Origin of the sequence: Streptosporangium saharense (genome assembly GCF_014203715.1) — a bacterium.
In the GTDB taxonomy this organism is placed as follows: Bacteria; Actinomycetota; Actinomycetes; order Streptosporangiales; family Streptosporangiaceae; genus Streptosporangium; species Streptosporangium saharense.
In genome coordinates, this window is record NZ_JACHJP010000008.1 from 127603 (window position 1) to 141431 (window position 13829).

Here is a 13829-nt window from a genome sequence, read left to right on the forward strand (position 1 = left end):
CCCCGGCTCGGGCCGGGCACCCGCCCACCCCATCCCCGCAAGAACACCCCACCTTCTCCCCGTGAGAACTCCCTGCTCCATTCCCGCGAGAACTCCCCGCGCGGGATCGCAGCTTCGCCCCCTCTGACCCGAGCTTCCACCCCCTGCTGACCCCGGGCGGAGCGTGTTTCCTGTCCGTCCTCCGAAGCGAGACGACGATGACCGAATACAACTACGAGCAACGCATGATCAGCCTGCTCATCAGCACCCACCCAGGGTGGCGCTACGAACAGCGCGACCTGCCCGGCCTGCCCCAATGGTGGGCCACCCGCTACTGCCCGCTGCGGCCCGACCAGCGCAAAGCCGGAGCCCGCGACGTGCTGGGCCGTACCAGCCTGCGCCGACTGGCCAGCGCGCTGGCGCGGCACGACGAGATCCTCCACAACCTCCGCTACTGAAGGAGCCCCATGCTTACCCCCAAGGCCGTCGCGCCCGACGGGACTTTCACCACCGGACCGGAGACCACCGACCGGCTCCTCACCCCCGGAGAAGTCGCGCACATCTTCGGCGTGGACCCCAAGACCGTCAACCGGTGGTCCCTCACCGGGAAGATCCCCTCACTCAAGACCCCCAGCGGACAGCGCCGCTACCGGCAGAGCGACATCAACGTGATCCTCGCCGGTGGCTGACCCGCTGCCTGTTCAGCGCCGACGGAGTTGGGGGACGTCGTGCTGATCAGTGGGCTCCCCAGGCCATACGGTGGACGGGGCTTTCGTGTTATCAATTCTTCAACCGTTTAGTTTTTGTGCTTCAGAATTGCTGCGCCGATAGTTATGCGGGAGACGGCGTCGACGGGAGCCTTGTTACCCCATGCCTTTCCCCAGCAGGGGTTCTGCGGGTTAATCGGATTATGATCCACATAGATTGGGAGGAGGCGGTCGATCCGTCGTAACTGACCGTGCACGAGTCGGGCAGGGCGTAGGCGGGGGACGTGGAGCCTACCAGCAGTGACGTGGTGAGCAGGGCGGCCGCGACCCGGTTTCCTCTCGTGTGCGCTTCCTTCATGTCGAAGGCTTGACGGCACTTTCGGAACCCTCTGTGGAAGACGGTTCAGGAACGTGTGGTCGCCTGTACTTCGACGGTGACAAAACGCTTCTTTTCGCCGGACCATGCAGCCGAAATATGGAAAAACGATAGCTCCCTGAATTCGCTGATCGGTGCTCATCTGAGGGTGTCCTTCCACCTGACCGAGGAGCCACCGTGAAGATTCGCCGACTACCCGCCGCAGCTCTGCTCGCGGCGGCACTGGGCGCCGTCGCCCTGGCCGGTGCCGTACCCGCCTCCGCCTCCGTCACCGGCCAGACCGGCGCCGCGTCCGCCTCGGCCGAGAGCCGCGCCTTCTCTCCGCTGCCGCCGGACACGTACTGGTCCCTTCGCTACGAGACCAGGGAAGCCTGCTGGGTCGGCTACCAGGACGCCGCCGAGAACGGCGAGTTCACCGGACTCGGTCCCTGCCGTTGGTACGGGGGCGACCGGCAGAACCAGGCGGGCTGGTACTTCACCATCTACATTCCCTGAGCTCCGGCACCCCCGTCTTCTCCTGGGCGGGGGTGCTGCCGTGTCCGTCAGGTACGGCTGTCGCGGAGGAAGTCGCGGATGAGGGCTCCCCACTGTTCGGGCTGTTCGACGAATGGCAGGTGGCCGGTGGGGATCTCGGCGTAGTGCGCCCCGGGGATGGCATCGCGGAGCTGCCGGTGGTGGTGCGGGGTGACGAGCTGGTCGAGTGTGGTGGAGATGACGAGGGTCGGCACCGTGAGCGCGGTGAGGTCGGCCCGTACGTCGACGTGGTCGATGAGCAGGTCGAGGTGCTCCGGCGTGCCCGGGGGGATCGTGGCCGCGGTGGTCCTGAGGGCCGCGTCGAGGTCGTCCTGGCCGACGGCGTCCAGGGCGGGGGCGCTGAGGCCGATGAGGGACAGGAAGCCGGCCAGGTGCTCCAGGTCGTTCGCGCGGAGCAGGTCGCGCCACATCCGGGCCGCGAGCAGGAACCGTGGGTTGGGGTGGGCGAAGCCCGCGGTGAGGACCAGGGCGGTGACGCGGTCGGGGTGACGGGTGGCGGCCCGGATGGCGACCGGCGTGCCGAGCGAGTATCCAGCGATGGCGAAGGTCTCCACGCCCTCCTCCACGGCGGTGGCGACCAACTCGTCGGCCAGGCCATTCAGGGAGAGCGGGGTTTCCGCACGCGGGGTACGGCCGGTGCCCGGGTAGTCGGGGCCGACGACGGTGTGCTGGGCGGCCAGGGTGTCCATGATGGGGCCGTAGTTGGCGTCGATGCCGCCACCGGCGCCGTGGGCGAGCAGCAGGCCGGGGCCGGTGCCGCGCACCACGCGGCCGAGGCTGGAGTTGGGCAGAGCGGTGGACATACAGATCTCTCCTTCACGGGGTGGTACGTGATCGGTGGGCGGTCACGGCGGCGAGGAGTACGGCGCCCGCGGCCACCAGGGCGCCCACCCAGGGCAGGTCGCGCAGGGTGAGACCGGTGGTGAGGGCCTGGCCGCCGAGGTGGGAGCCCCCGGCGACGCCGAGGTTGAAGGCGGAGGCGCTGATCGCGGTGACCAGGGTGGGTGCCTCGGGTGCGGCGGCCAGGGCCCGGTCCTGCAACAGCGGGACGAGGGCAGCGGTGATCACACCGAGGGCGAGCACGGTGACGGCCGCCGTCCACTGAACGTCGCCGGTGAGCGTGAACGCGGCCAGCACACCGGACAGGGCGGCGAGCAGCGCGCACAGTCCTGCCCACGGGGCGCGGTCGGCCAGGCGGCCACCGAGGACGTTGCCGCAGAGCGCGCCCAGCCCGAAGAGGGCAAGCAGGGTGGTGACCTCGGAGCCGGTGAAGCCGCTGACCTGCCGCAGCAGCGGGGCGATGTAGGTGTAGGTGGTGAACAGGCCGGTCTGCGCCACCACGATGATCGCCAGCACCAGGACCGCCCTGGGCCGGAGCGCACTGCCAGGCCGCGTGGTCTCCTGCGGCGCGGGCGGGTGCACGAGTACGGCCACGGCGCAGAGGACAAGAGCGGCGAGGGCCGTGATGGCCCAGAAGGTGGTTCGCCAGCCGAACTGGTCGCCGATCCAGGTTCCCAGGGGCGCGCCGAGGACGGTGGCCAGGTTCCATCCGGCCGTCACGGTGGCGATGGCCCGCCCTCGGCCTGACGCCGGTGCCGTCGCCGTCGCGATCACCACCGTTACCGCGAAGGCCGTGCTGTGGGTGAGCGCGGTCAGCATCCGGGCCGCCACCAGGGCGCCGAAGCCTCCCGCCAGAGCCGCGGCGAGGTTGCCGACGACGAAGACGCCCAGCAGGACCAGCAGCGCACGGCGTCGGGGGAGGCGCAGCATCCCCACCGTCACCAGCGGACCGGCGACGGTGACCACGAGGGCGTACCAGGTCACCAGGGAACCGGTGGTCGGCAGCGGACGACGCAGATCGGCCGACAGTTCCGGGAGCAACCCGACCATGACCCATTCGGCGGTGCCCACGACGAACACACACGCGGTGAGCACCGCCAGGGTGGCTGCCCGGCGCAGTCCAGCCGGAAGCGGGGGCGCTGTGCCAGTGGTCATGACCGGAACGCTAAAGTCTCACATCAATGTGAGAGTCAATGGGGTGAGGTGCAGGTCACATGCGCATCGGGGAGATGGTCCACCGCACCGGGGTCAGTGAGCGGCTGCTGCGCTACTACGAGGAACAGGGGCTCCTGGCGCCGACGAGGCTGGCGAGCGGCTACCGGGTCTACGGCGACGCGGATGTGGATACGGTCCGGCGCATCCGCATCCTGCTCGCGGCCGGACTGCCAACCGCCACCATCGCCCAGGTGCTGCCGTGCATCCGCGACGACGGCCCGACCCTCGCACCCGTGTGCCCGGACCTGGTGGCGCAACTGCGCAGGGAGCGCGAGCGCATCACCCACGCGATCGAGAACCTGCAGGCATCACAGGGCCTCCTCGACACGGTCATCGCCGCGGGTCCGGCGGTGTCAGAGGGCTGATACGGACCGTGACGGGATTCCCTTGTCCGTACTCGTTCGGTGCTCGTACGGTCACTCTGGGAGAACCGGGTCGAGGGAGACGATGGTGGGCGAGCATGGCGACGGCAAGGGGCTCCAAGACAGGGAGCTCGACATCTCGGGGGTCGTTCACAGCCCCGACCGGGACCGTACGGCCACCGGTGACACCGAAAGTGAGCGCATCGAGCGCCTGCTCACCCGTCTGGGCCGTCTGGAGGAGCCGGTGGAGCAGGCGCTGCGGGCGGTGCCTCGCCACGACTTCGTTCCGGCGTTGGCGCTGGTCCCGGATGAGGACGGCCTTCGTGCCATCGACCGGGACACCGATCCGGACGGCTGGTGGGAGACGGTCTACGCCGACACCTCGATCGTCACCCAGCTCGACGACGGCGCACTGTCCGTCGCCGACGTGGTCGCCCCCGACGGTGTCGTACGGCTGCCCGCCGGGGCCGACTACACCTCCTCGGCGTCGGCACCCAGCACCGTGGCCGGGCTGCTGAACCTGCTGGACGTCGAACCCGGCCACCGGATCCTTGAGGTCGGTACCGGCACGGGGTGGACCGCCGCGCTGCTGGAGCACCTGGTCGGTGACGGCGGCCTGGTCGTCTCGATGGAGATCGACCCGATGGTGGCCGAGCAGGCCGCCAAGAACCTCACCGGTCACGACCGGGTGCGCCTGGTCGTCGGTGACGGCACCGAAGGCCACCCCGAGGGCGAGCCGTACGACCGGGTGCACGTCACCTGTGGGGTGCGCGCCGTGCCGTACGCGTGGGTGGAGCAGACGCGTCCCGGTGGCGTCATCGTGCTGCCGTACGTTCCTGGGTTCGGCACCGGCCACGAGCTGCGGCTTGTCGTCACTCCCGACGGGCTCGCGCACGGCCGCTTTCCCGGGTTCGCCTCCTACATGATGATGCGTCCGCAGCGCGTCCCGGCCGGGGTGCTGAGCTACACCCGCGACCATCGGGCCACCACGACAACGGTCGATCCGCGCACCATCGGCCACACCCCGGCCGGGGCAGACCTGGCCATCGCCACGCTGACCGGTCTGCACTCGCGCAGCCTGGTCTGGGACGACGCCTACCGGCTGTGGGTGTACGAACCGGGCACACCCCACGCCGCCGCGGTGACCTGGACCCAGGGCCACCGCGACATCGAGGTCCGCCAGTACGGCGAGCGTCCCGTCTGGGACGAGGTCGTTGACGCCTACTTCCGGTGGGTGGGCTGGGGGCAGCCTGGCCGGAGCCGGTTCGGGATGACCGTCGCCCCCGACGGGCAGCGGGTGTGGCTGGACGAACCGGGGCGGATCAGCTCTTGGTGAAGGTCACCTTCTCCGTCTCGACGGCGTCCGCGTGGCGGCCGGGGGCGCTTTGCCAGTGCCAGTAGAGGTTGGTGTGGGCGATCACCTGCTGGGCGGGGGGCAGGCCCTCGCCGAAGTCGTCGGTCGTGTGGGCGTCGCTGACCAGCGTCACGTCGTATCCACGGGTGAAGGCGCCGTGCACGGTCGAGCGGATGCAGACGTCGGTCTGCGCGCCGGTGACGACGAGACGGCCGACGCCGCGCTCGGCCAGCACGTCCTCAAGGTCGGTGGCCTCGAAGGAGTCGCCGTAGTTCTTGTGGACCAGCGGTTCGGCGTCGTGGCGGGTCAGCTCGGGGACGTACTGCCACGCGTCGCTGTCGCGTTCGAGGTGCTCGTCGGAGTGCTGCACCCAGATCACGGGCACGTCCTCCGCGCGTGCCCTGTCGACCAGGGTGTTGATGTTCGCGATCACGCCGTCGCGGTTGTGCGCGTCGGCGACCACCCCGCTCTGGACGTCGATGACGAGCAGGGCGGTGTTCGGACGGTCGGGCAGGGTTGTCACATGGTCCTCCAATTCACATGCCACCCCCGACGCTAGACGACCCCACCGACAACTTCGCATGCTGTCCTTGACGTGGGACGACACCGCCAACGACTTCGCGCGCCGTCCCCGATGGGCCCCCGCTGACGACTTCGCACGCTGGACGACCCACCGACAATCGTGGCGCCCCCGGATCTAGGGTTACGGCCCCGCCCCGGTGATGCTCCCGCCGTACGGCCTCAGGAGTCCTGGGGGTGGGCCGCGTCGCGTTTGAGGACGTCGGCTATGCGGGTGGTGGCTCGCCGTACTCTTGGGAGGGCGTTGTCCACCGCGGAGACGCGGGCGGTTGGGGCGAGGACGGCGAGGCTCGCGACGGCGTGGTGTTCGGGGCCGATGATGGGGACGGCGAGGGAGCTGATGCCCCGGTAGGGGCGGTCGCGCATGGCGACGAAGCCCTGTTCCTCGATCGCGGCCAGTTCGGCGGCGACCTCGTCACCGGCGCCGGAGGCGCGCAGCACCCACGTGCGGGTCGAGGGTTCGGCCCCGGACAGCAGGGCGAGGCCGCCCGCGCTCGACAGCATCCCCACCCGGGCACCGACCTCGTGGCGTACGCAGGTCAGGTGGTCCTGGGCGGTGAGGGCCTCGTCGAGCACCACCACGTCGGCGCCGTCGGCGACGTAGAGCACGACGGTCTCGCGCAGGTCCTCGGACAGTTCCCTGACCACGTTGTGCGAAGCGGCGCGGAGCTTGCGGAGCACCACGTCGGCGATCACCCTGAGCCGGGTGGAGAGCCGGTAGAGGCCGTTCTCCCTGGTGACGAACTCGCGTTGGTGCAGGGTCAACAGCAGGCGCTGGACCACGGTCCTGCTCAGGCCGAGGCGGGTGGAGAGCTCCTGCGGGGTTGACCACTGGGAGGCGCCGAGTTCCTCCAGGATGCGGATCGCCTTCTCGACGGTCTTCGAGGTGTCAGCCATGGGGGGTTTCCTCGGCCTCCTGGGCGTCGAACTCGCTGGAGTGGCTGGTCATCCGGTTCGTGGCCTGGGCGGGTCCGGGTCCGTTGGACTCGCTGGAGTGGCTGGTTGTCCGGGTGTCGGCTTCCCGTGATCGTTCGGGTCGGCTGGTTGTTCTCTGGATGTCAGTCATCGGTGGGCTTCCCGGGCTGGGTGGAGCCGGGGCCGCTGAATTCGCTGGAGCGGCTGGCTACCCGGGCTGCGGCCTGGGTGACCTGGGTGACGATCTTCTGATGCTCGGCGGGGTCGGTGGTGATGACCGCGGAGAGGCTTCCGATGACGCCGAGGTTCTCGTCGAGGATGGGGGCCGAGACCGAGACGGCGTCCGCCCAGACCTCCTCGCCGGAGATGAGGAAGCCGTCGGCGACGATCCGGTCGAGGCGTTCGCGCAGGCCCTTGGTCCCGGCCTCGCTGACCAGGCGGTCCCTGCGGGAGGGATGCAGGTGGGCGAGGATCGTCAGTCCGCCGGGGCTGCCGGTGAAGGGGGTGGCGTAGCCGAGCCGGTACTCGATGCGCAGCGGGGTCCGGGTCGCGGTGACCTGGTGCAATGCGATCGTGCTGTCGCCCTGGAGGGCGTTGAGCACGACGGTGCCGCCGGTTGACTCCGCGAGGCGCAGCATCGCCGGGGTCGCCTGTTTCGCGTAGTACTGCAGCAGGTGGTCGGTGAGCCGGATGAGGCGAGGTCCCACGTCGTAGCGGCCGTCCTCGCAGCGGCGCACGATCGCCGAGGCGTGCAGCGTGGCGATGACGCGGTGGGCCGCCGTGGGGCTCACCCCCAGCTCCGCGGCGAGGTCGGTCACGGTCATCGGCCCGTTGTCGGCCAGCGTCCGCAGCGCGAGCAGAGCGTGGTCCGCCGTGCGCGCCGTCTCCATGCCCATCGAGCCCTCTCCGGTCCTTCCTCACCCATGACCTGTAGCGAGTATGGGGCCTCGCGACGTGCCGACAGGCTACCCCTTGTGGGTCTCCGATTTTCGGTTTACTGTACCCGATATTCGGAAGACGGGTGAGGCTGGTCCGGCATCGAGAACGGCCCTCACCCGTGGACGTGAGGAGTACGCGCATGACGTCGAAGCGCGAGAAGAACCGCAAACTCGTCGAGGACTTCTACCGGATGGCGTTCCAGGAGAACCGGCACGAGGAGGCCATCCGCACCTACGCCGGACCGAAGTACGTCCAGCACAATCCGTTCGTCCCCGACGGCGCCGAGGGCTTCGTGAAGTTCTTCGCCGAATGGCAGGAGAACAAGTCACCGCACTTCAGGCAGGACATCCTGCGCGTCGTGGCCGACGAGGAGTACGTGGCCGTCCACGCCCACATGCAGTTCGGCCCGGACAAGCCCTCGACAGTGCTGGTGGACATCTTCCGCATCGAGGACGACAGGATCGTCGAGCACTGGGACGTCTACCGTGAGGTACCCGACCCCGCGACCGTCCCGCACTCCAACGGCGTGCTCTGAGCGGGGGTGCCCTGATGCCGACCGCAGAGCTGAACCGCCGCGTCGTCCAGGAGTTCTATGACCTGGCGTTCGTGCGCAAACGCTACGCAGAGGCCGCCGACGCCTACTTCGGTGACCGTTACATCCAGCACAACGCCTTCGTGGCCGACGGCATCGACGCCTTCAAGGAGCACTTCGGCACCTCGCAGGCTCACCTGGCGCCCGACTACGTCCAGCGTCCGCTGCGCTTCATCGCCGACGAGGACTTGGTGGCCGTGCACGTCTGGCTGCGCCGTCACGCCGAGGACACCGGCATCGTCCTGGTGGACATCTTCCGCCTGGAGAACGGGAAGATCGTCGAACACTGGGACGTCGGCATGCCGATTCCCGACGAGGACACCATCCCGCACCGGAACGGGGTGCTGTGACCCATGGGCGCGCAGCCTCCGCCCGCGCCCGTGTCCGGGCTGTCCGTCTCCCGGCTGACCGTCGAACGGGACCACCTGCCGATCGTGCGTGAGGCCAGCCTGGTCGCCCCGGCCGGTGAGATCACCGTGCTGCTCGGCGTGAACGGCGCGGGCAAGACCACCCTCATCGAGGGGATCTCCGGCGCCACCCCGGTGGCCTCGGGGGAGATCACCCTCGACGGCCGCAGGATCGAGCGGAAACGCCCCACGGCGCGTGCCAAGCTCGGCCTCGCGCACGTGGAGCAGGGACGCTCGGTCTTCCGCGACCTGACCACGGAGCAGAACTTCCTGGTCGCGGCGGGGGACAACGACGTCGAGAGCGTCTTCGAGCTCTTTCCCGAACTGGCCAGGCGCAGGAACAGCCGCGCCGGGCTGCTGTCGGGCGGGGAACAGCAGATGGTCGCGCTCGGCCGCGCGCTGGTCCGCCGCCCCTCGATCCTGCTGCTCGACGAACTCTCCCTCGGCCTCGCGCCGGTCGTGGTCGAACGGCTGTTCGCCGCGGTCCGCGACCTCGCCGACAGCGGGGTCTGCGTGCTGCTCGTCGAACAGTTCGCCGACCTCGCCCTGTCCGTCGGCGGGCGCGCCTACGTCCTGCGCACCGGCCGGATGGTCTTCGAGGGGGAGTGCGCGGAACTGGCCGCCTCACCGGGGCTGCTCCAGCGGCTCTACCTGGGCTCGGCGGAGGAGGCCGCATGAAGATGCCCACCTCTCCCTGGTTCCGGTACGGCGTGCCTGTCCCGGCCGCCGTGATCGTGGCGGTGCCGCTGGCCATGGTCCTCACCGACTACTGGGTGTTCACGGTCACCGGCGCGGCGATCGTCGTGATCATGATGCAGAGCTTCGGGGTGATCACCGGCCGGGCCGGGGTCATCTCGCTGTGTCAGTTCTCCTTCATGGGGATCGGCGCCTGGACCACGAGCTGGCTCGGGGTGCACGGCGCGCCCGGCGGGTTCGTGGTCTGGGCGGTGCTCGGCGCGCTCGCCGTCGTGCCGGTCGGTCTCGTCGTCGGGATCCCGGCCCTGCGGCTGCGCGGCGTCAGCCTGGCCATCGCGACGTTCGCGTTCGCGGTCACCATGGACGTTGTCTTCGCCTCCGGGTCCTTTCCCGGGCAGGACGAGTTGTTGATTGTGGAGCGGCCCGCGGGACTCGACAGCGACGCGGGCTATGCGGTACTCGTCGTCGGGATCACCGTCGCGCTGTTCGTCGCGCTCGCCGTACTCGACAGGACCAGGCTCGGGGCTTCGTGGGTCGAGGTGCGCACCTCGGAACGGGCCGCGGCCGCGCACGGCACGAGCGTGACGCTGAGCAAGCTCGCCGCCTTCTCGGTCTCGGCCTTCCTGGCCGGGCTGGCGGGGGCGCTCCTGGTTGGACAACTCGGCACCGTCACCGCCCAGAACTTCGCCGCCCAGCAGTCGCTGGTCATGTTCGGCATCGCGATCTCGATCGGGGTGCACCGCCCTGAGGGTGCGGTGATCGGCGGGGTCGTCGGCACGCTGCTGCCCGTGGGCCTCGACGCCCTCGCGTTGCCCCAGGACGTGGGCACCATCGTCGTCGGGCTGTTCGCGGTCTACATGCTGCGGCAGGGCGGGGGAGAGTTCGGTCAGACGGACATCATCCGGGCCAAGCGCAACGCCAAGAAGCTCCGCGAACGCCCTTCAGAAAAGGCCGAACAGGTCGAAAAGGTCGTGGAGACCGGGCGTGAGCTGGGTGAGGTGGTGCTGAGGGTCAGCGGGCTGACGGTGCGCTTCGGTGAGGTGGTCGCCGTCAACGGCGCTGACCTGGAGGTACGGCGGGGCGAGGTCCTGGCGCTGCTCGGGCCGAACGGCGCGGGCAAGTCCACCTTCATCGACGCCGTCACCGGCTTCGCCCACGGCTACACGGGAACGGTCCACCTGGACGGCAGGCCCGTCGACCGCCTGTCCGCGCACCGGCGCGCCCGGCTCGGCCTGCGCCGTAGCTTCCAGCAGCTCACCGTGGCCGCCGACCTCGACGTGGGCATGCTGGTGCGGGCCGTGGCGGGGCGCAAACTCGGCGCCTCCGAGGTGGACGAGATCCTCGCCCACTTCCGCTGCCCGCCCGCGCGGACGCCGGTCGGCACCCTCGACGTCGGCGCCAGACGGCTGGTCGAGGTCGCCGGGCTGGTCGCGAGCAGACCGCGGGTGCTGCTGCTCGACGAACCCGCGGCCGGGCAGTCGGCCTCGGAGTCGGAGGCGCTCGCCCGGCGCATCGCGGGCATCCCCGCCCTCACCGGCGGCTGCGTGATCCTCGTCGAGCACGACATCGAACTGGTCAGGGCGACCGCCGACCGCCTCGTGGTCATGGACTTCGGTGAGGTCCTGGCCTCGGGAACGCCGCAGGAGGTCCTCTCCGACGAGCGTGTTGTCGCCGCCTACCTCGGGCGCACCGCGTCCGGTCAGCATCCCCAACCCACCTGAACTCCTCACGAATGACCTAGGTGAACCCATGCGTCACGCACTGAAGACGATCTCCGTCGTCGTCACGGTCGCAGGCACCATGCTGGCCACGACGACCGGCTGCGGCACGAGCGACGACCCCTCCTCTCCCATCACGATCGGCGCCCTCGCCTCCCTCACCGGCAACGACGGCTTCCCCGCCGAGGACGCCACCAAGACCGCGCAGGCGGTCTTCGACCGGGTCAACAAGCAGGGCGGAATCAACGGCAGGAAGATCCAGTTCGTCGTCAAGGACGACGCGACCAACCCGGGACGCGCCTCCCAGGCGGTCCGTGAACTCCTCGCCCAGGGCGCCGTCGCCTTCGCCGGGGACGCGACCATCGTGGGCTGCGCGGTCAACTCGGCCTACTACAAACAGCAGAGCCTCGCGGTCGTCTCGGCGGTCGGCGTCGATCCGGTCTGCTTCAACAGCCCCAACATCGCCTCGGTGAACGTGGGGCCGTTCACGAGCATCACGGCCAACCTCTACTTCGCCTCCGAGACGCTCGGCCACAGCAAGCTGTGCAACTTCGTGCAGCTCACGCCGGGCGGGCAGGCGGCCTACACGGCGGCGGTCACGCGCTGGGAGAAGGCCACCGGTAAGAAGATCACCATAAACGATGACTCGATCCAGCCGAGTTCCGACCTGACCCCGTACCTCCTGCGGGCCAAGTCCGCGGGCTGCGAGGCTGTCGTGTTCAACGCGGCGCAGCCGCAGGTCGTCCCGATGGTCAAGATCGCCAAGGCGCAGGGGATGCAGAACGTCGACTTCCTGTTCCTCGGCGTCTCCTACACCGAGGGCGTCGCCAGGGCGCTGGCCGACCTGAAGGACATGAAGGTCTACGCGGGCAGCGAGTTCGAGCCCTACACCGACGACACCGAGGCCAACAGGGACTGGAGGTCGCTCGCGGAGTCCATCGGCGTGGCGGGTTCCTCGTTCTCGCAGGGCGGCTACGTGGCCGCGCAGACCATGGTGGAGGTCCTCAAGACGATAAAGGGGGACATCACCAGGGAGTCGGTGACGGCCGCGCTGAAGACCCTCAAGCCGATCTCCAACCCGATGACCGGAACCCCCTTCACCTGGGGGGACGCCACCTCGCACGCCCCCAACCAGGCAGTGAAGATGGTCAAGCTCGAAGACGGCGCGTGGAAGACGGTAACCCCCGACTTCGTCGTCGTCCCCGGCGCGGACGGCTGACATGCCGCTGCTGCTGTCCACCACGATCGCGGGACTTGCCGCGGGAGCCGCCTACGCGCTCCTCGGCCTGTCCAACCTGCTCACCTACCGGCTGGCGGGCGTCGCCAACTTCACGCAGACCGCGGTGGGGGCCTTCGGCGCGTTCACCATGGTCGCGCTGAACGACGCCGGGGTCCCGCTCCCGGTGGCCGTCGTCACCGGGGTCCTGGTCGGGGCCGCGCTCCACACGGCGGTCGGCGGGATCATGGTGGCCTGGTTCGCCGAGGGCAGGCAGGTGGTCAAGGCGGCCGTGACGATCATGCTGTTCGCGGCGATCGTGGCGTTCGGCAACCGGGTCTTCGGGGCCTCGACCGTGGGCCGCTTCCCCGACCCGTTCGCCGGGATCGCCTTCCACCTGGGCGGGGTGAACATCACCTGGACCGCCGTCATCACGACGGTCCTCGCGGTCGGGGCGACCGTCGGGTGCGTGCTGTTCCTCGGACGCACCCGGCTCGGCCTGAAGCTGCGTGCGCTGTCGGAGCGGCCGACGACCGCGGCCCTGTCCGCGATCCCCGCCGGTGGGCTCGCGCTGGGGGTGTGGGCCGTCGGCGGGGCGGTGACGACGCTGACGATCATCCTGGTGGCACCGCTGTTCCCCACGGACTACATGTCGCTGTCCTACCTCATCACCCAGGCGTTCGCCGCGGCCCTCATCGGCGGGTTCAGGAGCTTCCCGCTGACGCTCGCCGGGGGCTTCGCGCTCGGCGCGCTCGGTGGCCTGGCCAGCTCGCTGACGGTCGTGGCGCAGTACCGCCCGGCCATCCCGCTGATCGTGATCCTGGTGGTGCTGCTGTGGAGCCAGCGGCGCGCCCGGTGGGAGATCACCTGATTTTTCCGCTTTTATCCTGATGAACTAGGAAATTTCGTGACAACTGAGCAAGAGTCAAAAGCCGAACGCAACCGGGCCATCGTGACCGAGTTCTACGACCTGTGCTTCGTGCAGAAACGTTACGCCGAGGCGGCCGACCGGTACTTCGGCGACCGCTACACCCAGCACAACGAGTTCGTCGCCGACGGTATCGAGGGCTTCAAGAACGAGTTCGTCAACTCCGAGCGGCGCAGGTCCCCCGACTACGTGCAGCGGCCGCTGCGGATCATCGCCGACGAGGAGCTCGTCGCCATCCACGAGACCATCCACGCAGGTCCCGACGACCGGGGCGTCGTGCTGGTGGACATCTTCCGCCTTGAGGACGGCAAGATCGTCGAACACTGGGACGTCTTCATGCCGATCCCCGACCCGGCGACGGTCCCTCACGACAACGGCGTTCTCTGACCCGGCGATCGGAGCCGCCCGCCGTACCGGCGACGGCGTGCTCCGATCCGGGACAGGAGACGTCGGCTTGACCGGCGCGGGGGTC

The 13829-nt window shown here is 69.5% G+C and carries 17 protein-coding genes; 12 read left to right on the plus strand and 5 right to left on the minus strand.

The annotated features are described in order from the left end of the window. The first annotated feature begins 197 nt into the window (after positions 1-197). The 3 genes from FHS44_RS29890 (at position 198) to FHS44_RS29900 (ending at position 1557) form a co-directional block, all read left to right on the plus strand. Positions 198-437, plus strand: coding sequence for a hypothetical protein (locus FHS44_RS29890; RefSeq protein WP_184720695.1), 240 nt, complete (start codon positions 198-200; stop codon positions 435-437). A gap of 9 nt (positions 438-446) precedes the next feature. Next, positions 447-668: a helix-turn-helix domain-containing protein gene (locus FHS44_RS29895; protein ID WP_184720697.1), complete on the plus strand. Its 222-nt coding sequence runs from the start codon at positions 447-449 to the stop codon at positions 666-668. A 571-nt stretch (positions 669-1239) separates the two neighbouring features. Further along, positions 1240-1557: a hypothetical protein gene (locus tag FHS44_RS29900; RefSeq protein ID WP_184720699.1), complete on the plus strand. Its 318-nt coding sequence runs from the start codon at positions 1240-1242 to the stop codon at positions 1555-1557. Between the two features lie 47 nt (positions 1558-1604). On the opposite strand, the gene FHS44_RS29905 is transcribed toward FHS44_RS29900, so the two are convergent. Together FHS44_RS29905 and FHS44_RS29910 are read right to left on the minus strand one after the other, a co-directional pair. Beyond that, positions 1605-2399, minus strand: a complete 795-nt coding sequence (locus tag FHS44_RS29905; RefSeq protein ID WP_184720701.1) for an alpha/beta fold hydrolase — start codon at positions 2397-2399, stop codon at positions 1605-1607. 13 nt (positions 2400-2412) lie between these two features. Next, complete coding sequence (locus FHS44_RS29910) at positions 2413-3591, minus strand: MFS transporter (RefSeq protein WP_184720703.1); 1179 nt, start codon at positions 3589-3591, stop codon at positions 2413-2415. A gap of 59 nt (positions 3592-3650) precedes the next feature. Here FHS44_RS29910 and FHS44_RS29915 point away from each other — a divergent pair, with 59 nt between their 5' ends. Further along, entirely contained in the window at positions 3651-4016 is a 366-nt protein-coding gene (locus FHS44_RS29915) for a MerR family transcriptional regulator (RefSeq protein WP_184720705.1), read from the plus strand. An 82-nt stretch (positions 4017-4098) separates the two neighbouring features. After that, positions 4099-5349 (plus strand): methyltransferase domain-containing protein, encoded by a 1251-nt coding sequence (locus FHS44_RS29920; RefSeq protein WP_184720714.1) that lies wholly within the window; start codon positions 4099-4101, stop codon positions 5347-5349. Here the strand turns inward: FHS44_RS29920 and FHS44_RS29925 are convergent. The 3 genes from FHS44_RS29925 to FHS44_RS29935 form a co-directional block, all read right to left on the minus strand. Next, positions 5336-5890 carry an isochorismatase family protein gene (locus FHS44_RS29925; RefSeq protein ID WP_184720716.1) on the minus strand — a complete coding sequence of 185 codons (555 nt, stop codon included), beginning with the start codon at positions 5888-5890 and terminating at the stop codon, positions 5336-5338. The two genes, FHS44_RS29920 and FHS44_RS29925, sit on opposite strands and share 14 nt — an antisense overlap. Positions 5891-6108: 218 nt before the next feature. Beyond that, positions 6109-6843 carry an IclR family transcriptional regulator gene (locus tag FHS44_RS29930; RefSeq protein ID WP_184720718.1) on the minus strand — a complete coding sequence of 245 codons (735 nt, stop codon included), beginning with the start codon at positions 6841-6843 and terminating at the stop codon, positions 6109-6111. A gap of 161 nt (positions 6844-7004) precedes the next feature. Then, positions 7005-7757, minus strand: coding sequence for an IclR family transcriptional regulator (locus tag FHS44_RS29935; RefSeq protein WP_184720720.1), 753 nt, complete (start codon positions 7755-7757; stop codon positions 7005-7007). Between the two features lie 182 nt (positions 7758-7939). Here FHS44_RS29935 and FHS44_RS29940 point away from each other — a divergent pair, with 182 nt between their 5' ends. Genes FHS44_RS29940 through FHS44_RS29970 form a run of 7 tightly spaced genes read left to right on the plus strand, consistent with a single transcriptional unit; the run spans position 7940 to position 13744 of the window. Beyond that, positions 7940-8335 (plus strand): nuclear transport factor 2 family protein, encoded by a 396-nt coding sequence (locus FHS44_RS29940; protein ID WP_184720722.1) that lies wholly within the window; start codon positions 7940-7942, stop codon positions 8333-8335. A 14-nt stretch (positions 8336-8349) separates the two neighbouring features. Then, positions 8350-8742 carry a nuclear transport factor 2 family protein gene (locus tag FHS44_RS29945; RefSeq protein ID WP_184720724.1) on the plus strand — a complete coding sequence of 131 codons (393 nt, stop codon included), beginning with the start codon at positions 8350-8352 and terminating at the stop codon, positions 8740-8742. A 3-nt stretch (positions 8743-8745) separates the two neighbouring features. Further along, the gene (locus FHS44_RS29950) at positions 8746-9477 is read left to right on the plus strand and encodes an ABC transporter ATP-binding protein (protein WP_221461475.1); all 732 of its coding nucleotides are present in this window, start codon (positions 8746-8748) and stop codon (positions 9475-9477) included. Next, entirely contained in the window at positions 9474-11216 is a 1743-nt protein-coding gene (locus FHS44_RS29955) for a branched-chain amino acid ABC transporter ATP-binding protein/permease (protein ID WP_246436254.1), read from the plus strand. The genes FHS44_RS29950 and FHS44_RS29955 overlap by 4 nt, the downstream gene beginning before the upstream one ends. Positions 11217-11244: 28 nt before the next feature. Next, on the plus strand, positions 11245-12432 hold the full coding sequence (locus FHS44_RS29960; protein WP_221461476.1) for an ABC transporter substrate-binding protein: 1188 nt from the start codon (positions 11245-11247) through the stop codon (positions 12430-12432). A gap of 1 nt (position 12433) precedes the next feature. Beyond that, the gene (locus tag FHS44_RS29965) at positions 12434-13300 is read left to right on the plus strand and encodes a branched-chain amino acid ABC transporter permease (RefSeq protein WP_184720726.1); all 867 of its coding nucleotides are present in this window, start codon (positions 12434-12436) and stop codon (positions 13298-13300) included. A 36-nt stretch (positions 13301-13336) separates the two neighbouring features. Beyond that, positions 13337-13744, plus strand: a complete 408-nt coding sequence (locus FHS44_RS29970; protein WP_184720727.1) for a nuclear transport factor 2 family protein — start codon at positions 13337-13339, stop codon at positions 13742-13744. Positions 13745-13829 lie beyond the last annotated feature (85 nt).